Below are 16361 nucleotides of genomic sequence, written 5' to 3'. Positions count from 1 at the left end.
CGTCACCCGACGGCCACCGGGGAGGAGCCGCCGGCCGCCACCCGGCGGGCCTCGCCCGTGCCGTCCGCCGGGACCGACCAGATGTCGCCGGTGTGCCCGCCGCCGCCCGGCAGGGCGTAGCCCACGGTCGCGTCGTCCAGCCACGCGGCCTGGTCGTCGACGCTGTGCCGCTCCGCCAGGGGATGTTCGCGCATGCTCGCGAGGTCGAGGACGTACAGCCGCCAGGGCGCCCGGGGGTCGCCGGAGACCTTCTTCTTGAAGGCGAGGCGGGTCCCGTCCGGCGACAGGGAGGGGCATTCGACGTTCTCGCGCAGGGCCTTCGCCGACCAGTTCCGCAGGTCGCCCTCGACGAGGCGGGTGCGGCCCCGGCTGGAGACGGTGGCGTAGAAGCGGTTGTCGTCGCGGGCGAAGGTGACGCCCCAGTAGTTGACGTCCGGTGCGTGGTAGCGGACGCCGTCGACGGTCAGCGGGATGTCCTCGATCGACTTGATGAGGTAGCCGGTGCGCAGGTCCAGGATCGAGGTCCGGGTGGAGAACCCGGAGGCGGCGTACGAGTCGCCGACGGCGAACGCGGTCCAGGACAGCAGCTGTCCCGAGGCGGAGACGCGGGCCCGGTTGGGGATGCCGGGCACGGTCACCCGCCGCACCTCGCGCAGCCGCCGGTCCAGCACGAGTGCCTGGGTACGGGCGGGCAGGCCCGGCAGCTTGCGCAGGCACAGGGCGCGCTCGCCCGCCGCGTGGAAGCGATCGCAGGACGGGCCGCCGACGGCCCGCCCGGCCCCTCCTTCCGGCAGGCGCGCGACCCGTCCGGTGGCCGAGTCACGGAAGTACAGGCCGGGCACGTCGAGGCCGAACGAACTGTCGGCCGCGGTCTGCCGGGACGGCTGGTCGCGGTGCCGGGCGTGCAGGACGTAACCGAGGGAGCCGCCCGCCAGCAGGAGCACGGCGACGACGACGAGGGCGAGCCGCAGACGGCGGTGGACGGGCTTCACGACGCCTCCTCGGCGGGTACGGCGGCGGGCAGGACACGCCAGGCGGCCAGGAGCGCGGCGGCGAGCGCCGCCCCCGCCAGCCACAGGGCGGGCCGCTGCCCCCACAGGGTCCAGGCGGCCCCGAACCCGGCCGCGCCGAGGAGCCGGGCCAGCGCCTGGCCGGTCTGGAGCACCGCGAGGCCGCCCGCGCGGCCGTGGGCGGGCAGCAGCGGTCCCGCGAGCGCCATCAGCACGCCGTCCGTGGCCGCGTAGAAGACGCCGAGGAGGGCGAGTACGGCCACGGCGGTGGGCCGGGCGATCGGGGCGAGCAGCAGGGCGTACGCGCCGAGCAGGGCCGCGTGCCCGACCAGGAACGGCAGCCGCCGCCCGGTCCGGTCGGCCATCCGGCCCACCGGGACGGAGAGCAGCAGATAGCCCGCGGCGGGGCCCAGGGGCAGCAGCGGGAACAGGGCGGTCGGCAGGTCGAGGCCGCGCTGGAGCAGCAGGTAGACGAAGGAGTCCCCGATGGTGGCGGCGCCGAGCAGGGCGGTCGCGTACAGCACGCGGCGGAAGACCGGGTCGCGCAGGGCCGTGCGCGGGCGGGGGGTCATGGGTGCGGGCGCCGTGCGGGAGGCGCCCGGGACGTACACCGCGAGCAGGACCACGCCCAGCAGGCCGGTGCAGAAGCTGACCACGAACACCGCGTCGTAGGCGTCGGTGGTCGCCTGGAGGACGGCGAAGGCGGCGAGCGGCCCGAGGAGCGCGCCCGTGGTGTCCATGGCGCGGTGGACGCCGAAGGAGCGGCCCAGCGTCTGCGGCGGGCCGCTCAGGGAGATGAGGGCGTCGCGCGGGGCGGTGCGGATGCCCTTGCCGAGCCGGTCGGCGGCGAGGGCCGCGGCGATGCCGGCGGTGGCGCCGCCGGCGAGGAGCAGGCCGAGCCGGGAGAGCGTGGAGAGCAGGTAGCCGGCGCCGGCGACGCGCTTGTGCCGGCCGCCGCGGTCGGCGAGCCGCCCGCCGAGGAGCCGTACGAGCGCGGTGGCGCCGTTGAACATGCCGTCCAGGAAGCCGAACTGGAGCGGGGAGAGGCCGAGGCCCAGGACCAGGTAGAGCGGCAGCACCGCCGTGACCATCTCGGAGGAGACGTCGGTGACGAGGCTGACCGCGCCGAGCGCGAGGACGGTGCCGGGGACGCGCCGTCCCGCACCCGAGGTGCGGGGCGGCGCGTCCGGGCGGCCGGTGGTGGCCAGGTACATCAGTGGCAGCCGTACTTGGGGCTGGTGTCCTTGACCTGCCCGTCGGTGCCGACGTAGGTCCATTGGTACCCGGAATCGGTGAACTCCAGCTTCAGCACGCCGTACTGGCCGCTGATCCGCTTCTGGCTGTTGGGCTGGACCTGCTCGATGGGGTACGGCTCGGCGCCGCCCATGCCGCCGACGATCTCCACGATGCCGTCGGCGGTCGCCCTGCCGTCGGGGTCCTGGGGGGCGAACCGCTCGTAGTGGTGGTCGTGTCCGTTGAGGACGAGGTCGGCCCTGGCGCCGTAGAGGAGCTTCCAGACGGGCTTGGAGACCGGGTCGTTGCCGTGGCCGCCGGAGGAGTACAGCGGGTGGTGCCAGTAGGCGGCGACGCACTGCTTGCCGGTGGCGGCGAGGTCGGCCTTGAGCCAGTTGATCTGGGCGGCCTGGTCGAAGGAGTTGGAGTCGAGGGCGATGAAGTGCCAGTTGCCCTCGTCGAAGCTGTAGTAGCTCTTGCCCTGCGGGTAGGCGATGCTGCCGAAGTACGCCTTGTAGCCGGCGAGGGAGCCGGCCGGGTCGTACGTCTCGTGGTTGCCGGGGATGGGGTGGGTCTTGGCCTTGAAGGCTCCCCACGTCTTGTCGTAGTAGGCGCGGTAGTCGGCTATGCGGGCGTCGTCGTACTGGTTGTCGCCCATCGTGAGGTAGAACTTCGGGTCGATCCGCTGGGCGAGCGCGGCGGTCTTGGGATGGGCGCAGCCGCTGTCGGAGGCCGTGCACTGGGCGGCTATGTCACCGGCCGCGACCACGGTGAAGGCGCCGCCGGGCGGCGGGCCGCCGTCGACGGTGCCGTACACCTCGGCCTCGTAGAGCGAGTAGCCGTACGCGGTGGCGCGTGCCGTGCCGTAGACGCGCAGGTACCTGCCCTTGCCGGACAGTCCGGTCCAGTCGTCGGTGCCGCCGTTGCCCGCCTTCTCCTCGGCGAGCGGGGTCCAGGACGCGCCGTCCTCGGACACCTCGACGCGGTAGGCCTTGGCGTAGGCGGCCTCCCAGCTGAGCTTGACGCGGCTGATGGCGGCCGTGGCGCCGAGGTCGACGCGGATCCACTGCGGGTCCTTGCCCTCGGCGCTGGCCCAGCGGGTGGCGGTGTCGCCGTCGAAGGCGTTCTTGGCGGCGAGGGAGGAGGTTTCGGTGGAGGAGGCGGTGGCGGGCTTCCCGCGCGAGATGAGGGGGTCGGCGGCGGCCCCGGCCCGTCCGGGCCAGGCGAGCAGCAGCCCGGCGAGGAGGACGAGCACGGCGGCGAGGACGAGGGTGAGGGCCCGGCCGCGTGGGAGGAGGCGGAGGGGGGCGGGGGTGTTCAGGCGCATACCTGGACTCCGTGGCTGGGTGAACGGCGAGAGCTGGACACCGGTGCGCGGCCCCGCCCCCCGCCCGCACGGGCAGGGGGCAGCGCCACGGCAGCCGGGTCAGAGCTCTCGCTGAGCGCGTCATGCCCACGGGGACGGGCACCGCGCCAAGCCGCCGCCGGGGAGCGTAGCGGATCGTAAGGTTTCCTACCAGTAGTCCGGCACGACGGCCGGACAGCACCGTGCGGGCGGCACGGGAGCGGCCCCCCGGCCGTCAGCCGAGTTCGGCCGGCGCGTCCCCGGGGCGGGTGAACTGGGTGCGGTAGAGCTCCTGGTAGCGGCCGTCGCGGGCGAGGAGTTCGTCGTGGGTGCCGCGTTCCACGATGCGGCCGTTCTCCACCACGAGGATGAGGTCGGCGGACCGGATCGTGGACAGGCGGTGGGCGATCACGACGGCGGTGCGGCCCTCCAGCGCCTCGCCGAGGGCCTCCTGCACGGCCGCCTCGGAGGTGTTGTCGAGGTGGGCGGTGGCCTCGTCGAGGATGACGACGCGCTGGCGGGCGAGGAGCAGCCGGGCGATGGTCAGCCGCTGGCGCTCGCCGCCGGAGAGCCGGTAGCCGCGTTCGCCGACGACGGTGTCGAGCCCGTCGGGCAGGGAGGCGACCAGACCGTCGAGGCGGGCCCGGCGCAGGGCGTCCCAGAGGTCCTCCTCGGCCGCGTCCGGGCGGGCGAGCAGCAGGTTGGAGCGGACCGACTCGTGGAAGAGGTGGCCGTCCTGGGTGACCATGCCGACGGTGTCGCGGATCGACTCGGCGCTCAGGTCCCGTACGTCGACGCCGCCGAGGCGTACCGCGCCGGAGTCCGCGTCGTACAGCCGCGGCAGCAGTTGGGCGACCGTCGACTTGCCGGCGCCGGAGGAGCCCACCAGGGCGACCATCTGGCCGGGTTCGGCGCGGAAGGAGATGCCGTGCAGCACCTCGGCTCCCCCTCGGGTGTCGAGGCCGGCGACCTCTTCGAGGGAGGCGAGCGAGACCTTGTCGGCGGAGGGGTAGCCGAACCGCACGTCGTCGAACTCGACGGAGACCGGCCCGTCGGGCACCGTCCGGGGCTGCGGCTTCTCGGCGATGAGGGGCTTGAGGTCCAGGACCTCGAAGACCCGCTCGAAGCTGACGAGCGCGCTCATGACCTCCACCCGGGCGCCGGCGAGCGCGGTGAGCGGCGCGTAGAGGCGGGTGAGGAGCAGGGCGAGGGAGACGACCGCGCCCGCTTCGAGCTCGCCGTGCAGGGCGTAGTAGCCGCCGAGTCCGTAGACCAGGGCGAGCGCGAGGGCGGAGACGAGGGTGAGGGCGGTGATGAAGGCGGACTGCGCCATCGCGGTACGGACGCCGATGTCGCGGACCCGCCCGGCGCGGGCGGCGAACTCGGCGGACTCGTCGCCGGGCCGGCCGAACAGTTTGACCAGGGTCGCGCCGGGCGCCGAGAACCGCTCGGTCATCCGGGTGCCCATGGCGGCGTTGTGCTCGGCGGCCTCGCGCTGGAGCCGGGCCATCCGGGTGCCCATACGGCGCGCGGGCAGCACGAAGACGGGCAGCAGGACCAGCGCGAGCAGGGTGATCTGCCAGGAGATGCCGAGCATCACGGCGAGGGTGAGCAGCAGCGTCACCAGGTTGCTGACCACCCCGGAGAGGGTGTTGCTGAAGGCGCGCTGGGCGCCGATGACGTCGTTGTTCAGGCGGCTGACCAGGGCGCCGGTGCGGGTGCGGGTGAAGAAGGCGACCGGCATGCGCTGGACGTGATCGAAGACGGCCGTGCGCAGGTCGAGGATGAGGCCTTCGCCGAGCGTCGCGGACAGCCATCGGCCGACCACGCCCAGGGCCGCCTCGGCGAGCGCGATCACGGCGATCAGCAGGGCCAGCCGGGTGACGGTCCCCGTCTCCTCGCCGCCGACGATCGCGTTGACGACACGCCCGGCGAGGAGCGGGGTGGCCACCGCCAGGAGCGCCGTGGCGATGCTCAGCACGAGGAACAGGGCGATGCGGCGGCGGTGGGGCCGCGCGAACACAGCGATGCGTCGCAGGGTGGCGCGGTTGAACGGACGTCGTTCCTGCTGCGCGGTGATGACGTTGTGGAGCTGTGTCCACGCGGTGGTTTCCATACTCATACGAGGAACGTACGACCTCTAGTTAAGTCGAGGTCAAGCGTTTCCCGAATCGGCCCGCCGCCGGGCCCGCCGGTCAGCCCACCTTGACCAGCCTCCAGCACTGGTTGGCGGCCCCGTTCGCGGGCCATTGGATCACCTGGGCGCCCAGGACGAGCGAGCCGCCGCTGACGTCCGCGAGATGGCCGTCGAGGCGGGACTCCAGGGTGTGGCAGCCGCGTTTGCCGGGGGTGATGCGCCACTGCTGGTTGGCTCCTCCGTTGGCGGTCCACAGGTCGAGCTGCGCTCCCGGCACCACGCTGCGGTCGGGCACGTCGAGGCGTTTGCCGCTGGCCACGCCGGTGACGGTGTAGTAGCCGTCGCCCGTCGAGGCGAGCCGCCACCGCTGGTTGGTGCCACCGTTGTCCGACCACTGGATGACCGGGGTGCCGTCGGCGGTGCCCTGCCCGGAGGCGTCCAGGAGCTGGCCGCTGTTGGCGTTGACGAGCTGGTACGTGCCGTCGAGCGGCGCCGTCGTACCGGGGGTGATGCTCAGGTTGGCGAACTGGGCGCCGTAGTAGCCCGCGGTGCCGAGGCCGACCTGGCCCGCGCCGTACTCGGCGTCGGTGACGGTGGCGAGGGTGGCCGCGTCGAGCTTTGCGGTGATGGTGGCGCCCTGGAAGGTGAGCGCCAGGGTGTGCCAGGTCTTCGGGCCGGGAGCCGCGACCGTGCCGCTCGCCAGGGTGGTGGTGGACCAGGCGGTGTCGGTGCGCAGCAGCGACCAGGCACCGGTGTCCGCGACGCGCAGGTGGTAGGCGTTGAGGCCGTTGTTGTTGCGGCCCTGGGTGCCGACCCGGCCGAGCAGTTCGACGGCCCCCTGCTGTTCCAGGAGCGCGTCCGTACGGACGGTGTAGTCGGTCCAGTTCACGTCGCCCAGCACCGCGTAGGGCTGCGGCCGTGACTCGTTCGTCCAGCGGATGGGTGTGGTCGGGGCCTGCTGGCGCAGGCAGCGGCCGGTGCGTCCGCTCGCACAGGGCGCGGTCTCGAAGGCGCCGTTCATCGCGGCGAGGTACCGCGCCTCCTGTCCGGTGGCGGTCCCGGCGAGCGTGTCCGCGTACGGCAGGGAGAGCGGGGCGCGCTGCGGCGCGGCGGCCGTGCCCGCGCCCTGTCCGGTCGTGGTGGTGACGGTGTAGAGGTGGCCGGGCCGCAGTGTGAGCCGGTACGTGCCCGAGGTGGGGGTGAGGTCGGGTCCGGGCACCAGGTGGGCGGTGGCGGCGTTGGTGGAGAAGTCGGTGGACCACACGTGCAGGGCGCCGCCGGGCAGTCCGCCGGACACCTTCAGGGTGACGGTCTGCTCGGCGGTCGCGTCCATCGTCTCGAACACGGTGGACCAGGCGGCTCGGCCCGGCGCGGCGTAGCTGACGTAGCTGCCGTTGGAGCGGTTGCCGCCGAGGTAGCCGGAGGCGGTGTCGAGGTACTGCCAGCCCGGCGCGGTGAACTGGGTGGTCTGCGCGGTCGCCCAGGCGCTGCGGTCCACGCTGTACGCCCCCGACCAGGGCTGGTTGGCCGTCACCAGGCCCATGCTGTTGAACGAGAGGTTGGGGTAGAGCGCGGCCACCACCGGCCAGTTGATGAAGGCGGTCATCCGGGCGTCCAGATAGCCGCGGTTGATGGCGCGGGCCATCGGGGCGGCACCGGTGGCCGCGTCCTCGGAGCCGTTCTCGCTCGCCCAGAGCTGTTTGCCGGTGGCCAGCGCGTCCGGGGTGGTCGAGCAGCTGGTCATGGCGGACATGTAGCCGCACGGGTAGTGGGCGCCCACGATGTCGACGGCGTCGTTGAGGGCGCTGTCGCCGCGCATGGCGGTGGCGATCTGCCAGCCGTCGTCGGCGCCGACGACCTTGGTGGCGTACCCCTGGGCGGCGAGGGTGGCGTGCAGGTTCTTGTACCAGGCGGCGTTGAAGCCGCGCTCGTTCCAGCCGCCGAGGTAGTCGATGGTGAGGTGGTGCTGCTTGGCGCAGCCGAGCCAGGCCATCAGGTAGTCGATCATGTCCTGGGACCAGAAGGTGCCGTTGCCCACCCAGCCGGGTGCTCCCCAGGAGAGGGCCGCGAGTTTGATGCCGGGGTTGCGGGCCCTGGCCTGTTCCATCAGCCACCACTCGTACCCGTTGGAGCAGTTGACGCTGCCCCGGGTGTGCTCGATGGAGGACTCGGCGCCGTCCGTGGAGTTGGTGTCGCCGCCGATCTCGACTTTGAGGATGTGCAGAGCGGCGCCGTAGCCGGGCTTGAAGAGGTAGTCGAGGATCTGGCCGCGCTGCGGTTCCGGGTAGTCGAGGAGCAGCCGGGTGTTGCCGCCGCCTCCGCTGATCGCTCCGACACCGTCGAAGACGCGGCCGGGGGAAGCCCCGTCGACGGTGATGTCGGTGCCGGCGGCGGTGGTCCCGGGGGCGGCGCGTGCCGCTCCGGCCGCCTGCGGGACGGTGGTGAGCGACAGGCACAGCAGCAGGACCGCGAGCAGGGCGCGGGGAAGGGATCTCATCGTGGTGCGACCCTCTCTGACAGGGGGGAATCACTACATGCACGCACATTTTCGATCACAAGCGAACTCAACTGAGCAGCAGCAAACACTAGGAAGGGGGGCGTGGGGCGTCAAGTGCCCGGGCGCGGTGGGGTAATTGTTGGCTTCCCGTCGAACGGCGTGGGGAGCGCGGCCACGCGAAAGGGCCCGCCGGTCGGCGGGCCCTGAAGAGGTGTGGCGGCACGGCCCGTTCAGGCCTCGGGGTCGCGCAGACCCACGCAGTCGAGCGCCCAGAAGGTGTCCGAGTAGACCAGGGTTCCCGTCATCCACGGCTCGTACGCGGACAGCCGGGCGACCTGGAACGCGGCGTCGGGGATGCGCAGGGACGGTGCGCGGAAGCCCAGCGGGCTCGCCGCCTCGAAGCCGCGCGTGCGGTAGTACACCGGCGCCCCCTCCAGGAACACCAGCGGCACCCCCCGCTCGTCGGCCGCCGCGAGGGCGTGCCCGATGAGGCGGGCGCCGATGCCCCGGCGCTGGGCGTCGGGGTGCACACCGAGCGGTGAGAGCGTCAGGACGTCCAGGAGCCGGCGCGGAGCGTCCAGCCGTGACGCGGTCAGCATCACGTGCCCGACCACCCGCCCGCCGAGGGTGGCCACGAAGGACATCGGCGCCAGCGGCGCCGGTGCCGTGCGCAGCGCCTCCACCAGAGCGGGCACCGGCTCAGCACCGAAGGCGCGCGCGTGGACCTCGCGCACCGCCGCGTGATCCGCGTCCGTCTCCTGGCGGATCACCAACTCCCCTTCGGGGGCGCTGCTTCCGACAGTCGAAATCGGGGAGCGTTCCTGCTGGTCATGTGATGTCATGGCGGCGAGCGTAGGCCGCCGTACGTCTCGTACGCACGGCAATTCGCGCCCGGGACACGGCCCGCGGTGCACGCCCTGTCCCGTCCCCGGCCCGAAGCTCCCTGCCCTTGCCCGCGAGTCGGGCCACGCGGTCCCACGCACCCCCTTCCCCGCCCTTCCCGCCCTGGAGCCACCCTTGTCACCGCGCATCACCGCCCTGACCGATCCCGCCGAGAACAGCGCCGGCCGCCGGCTCGTATGGCTCGCCTCCCATGCCGAGGGCGCTCCCGTCGGCTCCGCCTTCCTGCGGCTGTTCACGCGGCCCGGGCAGGACCATCTCGCGGAGCTGGACATCCAGGTGCATCCCGTCGAGCGGCGCGCGGGCGTGGGGTCGCGGCTGCTCGAAGCGGCCGTCGAGGCCGGGCGGCGGGAGGGCCGGCGCAGCGTGATCGCGCAGGCGGAGGCGGGCTCCCCCGGCGACGCGTTCCTGCCCGCCCGTGGCTTCCGCAAGGTGCTGACGCTGACCCACACCCGGCTGCCGTCGGCCGAGGCGGACCTCGCCGCCCTCGCCCGGGCGGTCGGGACGCCGCACCCCGGCTACCGGCTGACGTCCTGGGAGGGGACGGTGCCCGACGAGCTCGCCGACACCTTCGTCGCCTCGCGGCGGGCCATGGACGACATGCCGATGGGCGCCACCGACTTCGGCACCGTCGTCTGGGACCTCGACCGGGTCAGGGCGGCGGCCGCGGCCGTCGCCGGGCGCGGCGAACTCCTCCACACCGTCGCGGCCCTCGACGCCTCGGACGGCTCGGTCGTCGGCTTCACCGAGCTCGTGGTTCCGGGCGACGGCACCGGCGACGCCCAGCACTACGGCACCGCCGTACTGCCCGAACACCGCGGCCACGGCCTCGCCCACTGGATGAAGGCCGCCTCCATCCAGTGGGCCCGCACACGCCACCCCCGGCTCGCGGGACTGCTCACCGACACCGCGGACAACAACCCCCACATGCGGCGCGTCAACGACGAACTCGGTTACGTCCCCACGCACAGCGCCCACGAGTACCAGCTCGACCTGTAGGCCGCGCCGACCGCCCGGGCGCCCACAGGCAGGAGTCGTACCCTGGCCCCCCGCCGCGGCGCGAGGGCGGTGGCGTGGAGTGAGGTGAGGCGGATGAGCGGTCCGGACCGGCCCGGGGACGTCCTGGTGGTCGACGACGACCACGCCGTACGCCGCTCGCTGGAGCGGGGCCTGCGGCTCAGCGGCTTCCGGGTGCGCACCGCCGGCGGCGGACGCGCGGCGCTCGCCGCCGTCGCCCAGGTGCCGCCCGACGTGCTGGTGCTCGATGTGTCCATGCCGGGCATGAACGGCATCGAGGTGTGCACGGCCCTGCGCGGCGCCGGGCACGACCTGCCCGTCCTGATGCTGTCGGCGCTGGACGAGACCGCCGACCGTATCGCCGGGCTCCAGGCGGGCGGCGACGACTACCTGGTCAAACCGTTCGCGCTCCAGGAGCTGGTGCTGCGGCTGCGCGCGCTGCTGCGCCGGCGCCCGCCCGTGGACCACGACGTGGTGCGCGCCTGCGGTCTCGTCATCGACCCCGCCGCCCGCACCGCGCACCGCGACGGCCGCCTCCTCGACCTCACCCGCCGCGAGTACGAACTCCTCGAAGTCCTCGCCCGCAACACCGGCCTGGTCCTCACCCGCGACCAACTGCTGGAGCGGGTCTGGGGCTACGACGTCGACGTCCGCACCGACGCGGTGGACACCTTCGTCAGCTATCTGCGCCGCAAACTGGAGGCCGACGGCGCCCCGCGCCTCGTCCACACCGTGCGCGGAGTGGGTTTCGTCCTGCGGGAGCGGCCGTGAGACTGTCCACCCGGATCGCCCTCGCGGTGGGCGCGGTCGTGCCGGTCCTGGTCCTGGCCTGCGGCTGGCTGCTGCTGACCCTGGTCGCCCGCGATCTGCACCGCGCGGAGGACAGCCATCTGCGGACCCGGGCCACCGCGCTCTCCCACGACGCCCGCACCCTGCTGCGGGCCGCCGCCGAGGACCGGCCCACCGCCGAGGAGAACCGCCGCCGCCGGCTTCTCACCTCCGCGCTCGACGTGGGCGTACGGCTGGTCGGCCCCGACGGTGTGTTCAGCGGCGGCCCGCAGCCCGACGCGTCCGTCCCGCTGCCGCACACCGTGAAGGGGCCGGTGACCGTGCGCGGCGCGGGGCGCGGCTGGCGGGCGTACGCGCTGCCGGTGAAGGGGCCGCAGGTGTCCGGCACCCTGTGGGTGTTCGCGCCCGACACCGCCAACCGGGCCCAGCTCGGCGTCGTCCGCAGGCGGACGGTGACCACCGCCCTGCTCGCCGCGCCGCTCTCCGGGCTCCTCGCGTGGGCCGTCGCCGGCGGTGCGACCCGGCCGCTGCGCCGGCTGGGCAGGAGCGCGGCGGGCCTCGACCCCCGGACGAGCGCGGCCCGGCTGGAGCACCGGCACACCCGGGTCACGGAGGTCGACGATCTGGCCGCCACCCTCCAGACCGTCCTCGCCCGCTACGACGAACAGGCCGCGCGCACCGCGCAGGCGCTGGACACCGCCCGCTCCTTCTCCTCGGCCGCCTCGCACGAACTGCGCAACCCGCTGATGAGCATGGGCACCAACCTCGATGTCCTGACCCTTCCCGGGCTCGCCGAGGCGGAGCGCGCCACAGTCGTCGAGGACCTGCGGGCCGATCACGCGCGGCTGCTCGCCCTGCTGGTCGCGCTGCGCGAGCTGGGGCGGGGCGATCTGGTGGAACCGGACGCGTTCCGGCTGCTGGACCTGGCGGAACCGGCGGACGCGGCGGTGGCCGAGGCCCGGAGGCGGGCACCGGACGCCCGTATCACCCTGGACGCGGAGCCCGCGCCGGCGCACTGCTGGGAGCCCGGCATCCGGATCCTGCTCGACAACCTCCTCGGCAACGCGCTCGCCCATGGCAGGGACGCGCGGGGCCGGGCCGACATCGCGGTGACGGTCCGCCGCGAGGACGGGCAGGTGGTGCTCACCGTGGACGACCGGGGCCCGGGCATCGAGCCCGGGGCCCGCCGGGAGGTGTTCCGCCGCTTCCACCGGGGCCCGGGCAGCACCGGCTCCGGACTCGGCCTCACCCTGGCCGCCCAGCAGGCCGCGCTGCACGGCGGGACCGTCGAACTCGGCGAGGGGCCCGGCCGCAGGGGGACCCGCTGTACGGTACGGCTGCCCGCGCCCGCCCCCGCGCAGGGCGGGGCGCTCCCCCTCCAGCGGGACTGGCTCACCGTCACGGCCGCCCGGTCACAGAGTTTCCACAAAGAGCCCTCCTAGCCTCCAATCGTCCGAACCGATCCTGTGGACCAGGAGGCAGCATCCATGAACACACCCTTCCCGTCCCGCCGCCGGACGGCCGCCGCCGCGCTCGCCGCGACCGCCGCCCTCACCGTCACCGCCCCCGGCGCCTTCGCCGACTCCACCCCCTCGAAGGCGCCGCGCACCACGGCCGAGGCACCCACGACCGACGGCGCCCAGGGCATCTGCGAGCGCGCGCCCAAGGTCGCGGCGCGCCTCGACCGCGCGCTCGGCCGGCTGGGCGGCGGGGTGACCACCGTGGGTTCGGTGGCCCGGCTGCGACAGAGGGTGGACAACGCCAAGAAGGAGGGACACACCGCGATCGAGGCGTATCTCAACGACAAACTCGCGCACCGCAAGGGCTTGGTGACGGCCCTTCAGCAGCGGCAGAAGGACCTCAAGGACGTGACCGCCTGGTGCGCGGCCAACGGCAACGGGAAGAAGTGATGCGCGTCCGCACCTTCCCGCACGCCGTGGCGGCCGCGGCCCTGGCCGTCGCGTTCGCCGCGGGCTGCTCCCCCTCCTCCCCCTCCCCTTCCTCCGAGTCCCCCTCGGGCAAGGAGCGGCAGATGGAGCAGAAGGTCGGCGCGGCGGAGTCGGCGGCGGCCGCGGCCGAGGCGGACGCCCGGGGCGACAAGTAGCGGTGTGCGCGAGCCGCCCTGTCGGCGGCGGGTCGCCACGCGGCACCCCGGGCGCGGCCGCGCGCGGTGTGAGAAGCCCGCCGATCGCCCGCACCCGCGGCACGACGGGCCGCCGCCCGCGCGGTATTGCGTTTGCCCGGCGCACACCGGCCCTGAGAAGGTCGCGGCCATGCCTTCTTTCTCCGCGTACGACGGAACCGAACTCGCCTATCACGTCCACGGGGACGGAGCCCCGCTGATCTGCCTGCCCGGCGGCCCGATGCAGGCCTCCGCCTACCTCGGGGATCTGGGCGGCCTCTCCGCTCACCGGAGGCTGATCGCCCTGGACCTCCGGGGCACCGGCGCGTCGCGGACTCCCCGGGACACCGCGTCCTACCGCTGCGACCGGCTGGTCGACGACGTCGAGGCACTGCGCGAACACCTGGGGCTGGACCGCGTGGACGTGCTCGCGCATTCGGCCGGGGCGAATCTGGCCCTGCGGTACGCGGAGCGGCATCCCGAGCGCCTCGGAAAGCTCGCCCTCATCACGCCGAGCGTCATCGCGGCGGGCATCACGGTCACGGGCGAGACGCGGCGGGAGACGGCGCTGCTGCGCCGGGAGGAGCCGTGGTTCCCGGAGGCGTTCGCGGCTCTGGAGTCGATCTTCGCGGGGAAGGCGACGGACGGCGCCTGGCAGGCCGTCGCGCCCTTCTGGTACGGACGCTGGGACGCGACGGCCCGGGCGCACCGGGCCGCGGAGGACGGGCAGAAGAACGAGGAGGCGGCAGCGGTCTTCGGCGGCGAGGGCGCGTTCGATCCGCGGGCCACAGGGGCGGCGCTCGCCGCACTCGACGCGCCCGTCCTGGTGCTGGCCGGGGAGGTCGACCTCAACTCGCCGCCCAGCGCGATGACCGAGCTGGCCGGGCTCTTCGCCCACGCCGAGCCGGCCGTCCAGCCGGGAGCGGGGCATTTCCCGTGGCTCGACGACGCCGAGCGGTTCGTCGCGGCCGTGGACACGTTCCTGGGCGAGGGCCGCGAGGTGGGTTGACCCCGCCGGGCCGCCACCGGGGCGGACGGGGTCGCCGAGGTCTGGGCGCCGATCCCGCCCGGCGGGCCGTCGGTGCCCGCTCCGCTGCCGGCGGAACGGGCACCGGGTGCCGGGGACGCAGTGGGAGGGGAGCCCTGCGTCCCGGCACGCGCACGGCCGTACCGAAGGACAGGCGCGGCCGCTTCGAGGCCCTGCCGCCAGCATCCCAGGCGCCGCGCGCCCGCCACCAGTGAACCCCCGGCCAGAATCACCGCACCGAAGGCGCACAAAGGGGCGGAGAACGCTCTCGTGTCCGCCCCCCGGACCGTGCTCGGTGGCAACGATTTGATCGCGAAACCGGACGCAGGCATTCCCCGCGGCCGCGCTCCGCCGTTGGACGGGGCATGGACAGGGACGCTGCACACGGCTTGGAGACCGCGCACCGGGCCGAACTGACCGGGGCCTACTGGCTGTCCACACCAGCCCGCCCCGGATTCGACTGCGAGTGGTGCACCCGGCTGCGGGAGGCCGACCACGGGGCGTTCCAGCGCTCCGGCACCTCCGGCGCGGGGTGGGAGGGCGACCGGATGAGCCCCGCCCGGGCGGCCATGATGAGTCTGGCTCTGCTGACCATCGTCCTCGCGATGGCGATGACGGCGGCGCATCTGTAACGGGGCCCGGGGCGAGGGCGGGACGGCGGAACGGGTCCGGCGGGCGTCCGTGGACGGTCGTCGCGAAATGCGGTTGCCGGTCCGCGCGGTGCGCGGTTAGCGTCGCCGCTCGTGACCCCGACACCCGCCACGTCCCCCACCCTGCGCACCGAGCGGCTGCTCCTCGACCGGTACACGCCCGAGGACGAGGAGGACTTCGTCGCGCTGTTCCAGGACACGCGCGTGTCCCGGTGGATGGGCGACGGACCCGCTTCCGAGGCGGAGGACCGGGCCCTGTTCGGGCGCGTCTTCACCCTGGTCTACCCGCAGGAGCGGTTCGACGTGTGGGCCGTCCGCCTGAACGGGAGGCTGGTGGGGCACGCCGAGATCAAGCGGACCGACCAGGTGGGAGGCCACGAGATCATCTACGCGCTGGCCCCCGAGGCGTGGGGTCTCGGCCTCGGCCGGGAGCTGGCGCGGGCGATCGTCTCGTACGGCTTCGACACCCTCGGACTGGCCGAGGTGCACGCCACCGTCGCCGCACCGAACACGGCGTCCCTGGCCGTCCTCGACCGCCTCGGCTTCGCGCACGTCCGCGACATCACCGAGGAGGACGGCAGCACGACCCGCGTGCTGACCTGCGCTCAGAGGCCCACGGACACCGCCGCCGGGGCGACTTCCGCCGTACCCGCGCCCCGGCGCCCGGCCATGCGGCAGCCCACACAGCCGGAGTGACCCCGGCGGGCCGCGGTGTCGCGCGTGCGCCAGTGCCGCCGCCCCGGCGGGCGCGGCCCGGACGCCTTCCCCCACCCGGCCAGGTGCAGCGTCCAGGTGGCGAGCGCGGCGGCGCCGACGAGGGCGCCGCCCAGCAGCATCCCGGCCGGGGACCCCGCGACGAGTCCCAGACCGGTGACGACGCTGCCGAGCATGCCCACCCCGGTCCCGGTCCAGCCGGCGACGGTATGTCCCATGTCGTGATCGCCGTGCATCCCCATGTCGTCTCCTCGGGCCCCTGAGATATGAACACCTCAGACCGGTACGGGCAGGTGTGCGGGCGCGGTGGGGCAGGAAAGCCCACGGCCCCGCGATAGAATGCCTTAGTAGCTAAGCATCTTAGACGGTAAGGGGATTTTTGGTGGAAGGCAAGGCGCGTCCGGCGGCGACACCGGAGCAGGCGCTGCACGCGATGGACCGGATGATCGCGCTCGCCCATGTGGGACAGCAGGACATCGCGGCACGGCTCGGCCTCAACGTCACCGACCTCACCTGCCTCGGCTTCCTCATCGAGGCCTCCATGGCCGGGCAGTCCCTCGCCGCGGGCGACCTCGCCGAACGGGCGCGCCTGACGACCGGCGCGATCACCGGCGTGCTCAACCGCCTGGAGAAGGCCGGGTACGCCCACCGCGAGCCCGATCCGCAGGACCGCCGCCGTGTGCGGGTGGTCATGGACGAGTCCGCGCAGACGCGTGTCCTCGCCGTCTACGGTCCGTTCTACGAGCGCCTCGGCGCGCTCTTCGCGGACTACGGCCCGGCGGAGGTCGCCGTACTGGCCGACTGGTTCACGCGCGCGAAGGGGCTCATGCAGGAGTCCCTCGACGCCATCCGCGGCGGCGGTGGCGCGGCCGAGGGGTGACCTCGGCGGCCCCGTCGGCGGTCGCGGCGGCGGCGCGGAC

The 16361-nt window shown here is 74.0% G+C and carries 16 protein-coding genes; 9 read left to right on the top strand and 7 right to left on the bottom strand.

Going from position 1 to position 16361, the window contains the following annotated elements; genetic code table 11:
* Positions 1-2: 2 nt before the first annotated feature.
* The 6 genes from ABZ404_RS24995 to ABZ404_RS24970 all read right to left on the bottom strand — a co-directional run bounded on the left by ABZ404_RS24995 (position 3) and on the right by ABZ404_RS24970 (position 8992).
* Positions 3-992 carry a hypothetical protein gene (locus ABZ404_RS24995; protein WP_358834486.1) on the bottom strand — a complete coding sequence of 330 codons (990 nt, stop codon included), beginning with the start codon at positions 990-992 and terminating at the stop codon, positions 3-5.
* Positions 989-2224, bottom strand: a complete 1236-nt coding sequence (locus ABZ404_RS24990; RefSeq protein WP_358834487.1) for an MFS transporter — start codon at positions 2222-2224, stop codon at positions 989-991. Before ABZ404_RS24990 ends, ABZ404_RS24995 begins: the two co-directional genes overlap by 4 nt.
* Entirely contained in the window at positions 2224-3570 is a 1347-nt protein-coding gene (locus ABZ404_RS24985; protein ID WP_358834488.1) for a discoidin domain-containing protein, read from the bottom strand. Before ABZ404_RS24985 ends, ABZ404_RS24990 begins: the two co-directional genes overlap by 1 nt.
* Before the next feature lie 253 nt (positions 3571-3823).
* Entirely contained in the window at positions 3824-5710 is a 1887-nt protein-coding gene (locus ABZ404_RS24980; protein WP_358834489.1) for an ABC transporter ATP-binding protein, read from the bottom strand.
* 73 nt (positions 5711-5783) lie between these two features.
* The gene (locus tag ABZ404_RS24975; protein ID WP_358834490.1) at positions 5784-8222 is read right to left on the bottom strand and encodes an RICIN domain-containing protein; all 2439 of its coding nucleotides are present in this window, start codon (positions 8220-8222) and stop codon (positions 5784-5786) included.
* A gap of 230 nt (positions 8223-8452) precedes the next feature.
* Positions 8453-8992 carry an N-acetyltransferase gene (locus ABZ404_RS24970; RefSeq protein WP_358834496.1) on the bottom strand — a complete coding sequence of 180 codons (540 nt, stop codon included), beginning with the start codon at positions 8990-8992 and terminating at the stop codon, positions 8453-8455.
* 247 nt (positions 8993-9239) lie between these two features.
* On the opposite strand from ABZ404_RS24970, the gene ABZ404_RS24965 reads away from it, so the two are divergent.
* The 8 genes from ABZ404_RS24965 to ABZ404_RS24930 all read left to right on the top strand — a co-directional run bounded on the left by ABZ404_RS24965 (position 9240) and on the right by ABZ404_RS24930 (position 15423).
* On the top strand, positions 9240-10121 hold the full coding sequence (locus ABZ404_RS24965; protein WP_358834491.1) for a GNAT family N-acetyltransferase: 882 nt from the start codon (positions 9240-9242) through the stop codon (positions 10119-10121).
* 93 nt (positions 10122-10214) lie between these two features.
* The gene (locus ABZ404_RS24960; protein ID WP_358834492.1) at positions 10215-10910 is read left to right on the top strand and encodes a response regulator transcription factor; all 696 of its coding nucleotides are present in this window, start codon (positions 10215-10217) and stop codon (positions 10908-10910) included.
* Positions 10907-12370, top strand: a complete 1464-nt coding sequence (locus ABZ404_RS24955) for a HAMP domain-containing sensor histidine kinase (RefSeq protein ID WP_358834493.1) — start codon at positions 10907-10909, stop codon at positions 12368-12370. Before ABZ404_RS24960 ends, ABZ404_RS24955 begins: the two co-directional genes overlap by 4 nt.
* Positions 12371-12415: 45 nt before the next feature.
* A complete protein-coding gene (locus tag ABZ404_RS24950) occupies positions 12416-12838 on the top strand; it encodes a hypothetical protein (RefSeq protein WP_358834494.1) in 423 nt (140 codons plus the stop codon).
* Complete coding sequence (locus ABZ404_RS24945) at positions 12838-13032, top strand: hypothetical protein (protein ID WP_358834495.1); 195 nt, start codon at positions 12838-12840, stop codon at positions 13030-13032. The genes ABZ404_RS24950 and ABZ404_RS24945 overlap by 1 nt, the downstream gene beginning before the upstream one ends.
* Positions 13033-13201: 169 nt before the next feature.
* The gene (locus ABZ404_RS24940; RefSeq protein WP_358834251.1) at positions 13202-14059 is read left to right on the top strand and encodes an alpha/beta hydrolase; all 858 of its coding nucleotides are present in this window, start codon (positions 13202-13204) and stop codon (positions 14057-14059) included.
* 383 nt (positions 14060-14442) lie between these two features.
* On the top strand, positions 14443-14709 hold the full coding sequence (locus tag ABZ404_RS24935) for a hypothetical protein (RefSeq protein ID WP_358834250.1): 267 nt from the start codon (positions 14443-14445) through the stop codon (positions 14707-14709).
* Between the two features lie 111 nt (positions 14710-14820).
* Positions 14821-15423, top strand: a complete 603-nt coding sequence (locus ABZ404_RS24930; RefSeq protein WP_358834249.1) for a GNAT family N-acetyltransferase — start codon at positions 14821-14823, stop codon at positions 15421-15423.
* On the opposite strand, the gene ABZ404_RS24925 is transcribed toward ABZ404_RS24930, so the two are convergent.
* A complete protein-coding gene (locus ABZ404_RS24925) occupies positions 15333-15683 on the bottom strand; it encodes an HGxxPAAW family protein (protein ID WP_358834248.1) in 351 nt (116 codons plus the stop codon). The genes ABZ404_RS24930 and ABZ404_RS24925 overlap by 91 nt on opposite strands.
* A 140-nt stretch (positions 15684-15823) precedes the next feature.
* On the opposite strand from ABZ404_RS24925, the gene ABZ404_RS24920 reads away from it, so the two are divergent.
* Positions 15824-16321, top strand: a complete 498-nt coding sequence (locus tag ABZ404_RS24920; protein ID WP_358834247.1) for a MarR family transcriptional regulator — start codon at positions 15824-15826, stop codon at positions 16319-16321.
* Positions 16322-16361 lie beyond the last annotated feature (40 nt).

The sequence above is a fragment of the Streptomyces sp. NPDC005878 genome, from assembly GCF_040629815.1.
Classification (GTDB): domain Bacteria; phylum Actinomycetota; class Actinomycetes; order Streptomycetales; family Streptomycetaceae; genus Streptomyces.
The sequence above is the reverse complement of the archived record's forward strand: the minus strand, read 5'-3'. Positions and strand labels throughout refer to the sequence as shown.

Excerpts from the sequence above, each read along its gene's own strand:
- ABZ404_RS24990 (WP_358834487.1), bottom strand. The coding sequence starts at position 2,224 with ATGTACCTGGCCACCACCGGCCGCCCGGACGCGCCGCCCCGCACCTCG.
- ABZ404_RS24985 (WP_358834488.1), bottom strand. The coding sequence starts at position 3,570 with ATGCGCCTGAACACCCCCGCCCCCCTCCGCCTCCTCCCACGCGGCCGG.
- ABZ404_RS24980 (WP_358834489.1), bottom strand. The coding sequence starts at position 5,710 with ATGAGTATGGAAACCACCGCGTGGACACAGCTCCACAACGTCATCACC.
- ABZ404_RS24975 (WP_358834490.1), bottom strand. The coding sequence starts at position 8,222 with ATGAGATCCCTTCCCCGCGCCCTGCTCGCGGTCCTGCTGCTGTGCCTG.
- ABZ404_RS24960 (WP_358834492.1), top strand. The coding sequence starts at position 10,215 with ATGAGCGGTCCGGACCGGCCCGGGGACGTCCTGGTGGTCGACGACGAC.
- ABZ404_RS24950 (WP_358834494.1), top strand. The coding sequence starts at position 12,416 with ATGAACACACCCTTCCCGTCCCGCCGCCGGACGGCCGCCGCCGCGCTC.
- ABZ404_RS24945 (WP_358834495.1), top strand. The coding sequence starts at position 12,838 with ATGCGCGTCCGCACCTTCCCGCACGCCGTGGCGGCCGCGGCCCTGGCC.
- ABZ404_RS24940 (WP_358834251.1), top strand. The coding sequence starts at position 13,202 with ATGCCTTCTTTCTCCGCGTACGACGGAACCGAACTCGCCTATCACGTC.
- ABZ404_RS24935 (WP_358834250.1), top strand. The coding sequence starts at position 14,443 with ATGGACAGGGACGCTGCACACGGCTTGGAGACCGCGCACCGGGCCGAA.
- ABZ404_RS24925 (WP_358834248.1), bottom strand. The coding sequence starts at position 15,683 with ATGGGGATGCACGGCGATCACGACATGGGACATACCGTCGCCGGCTGG.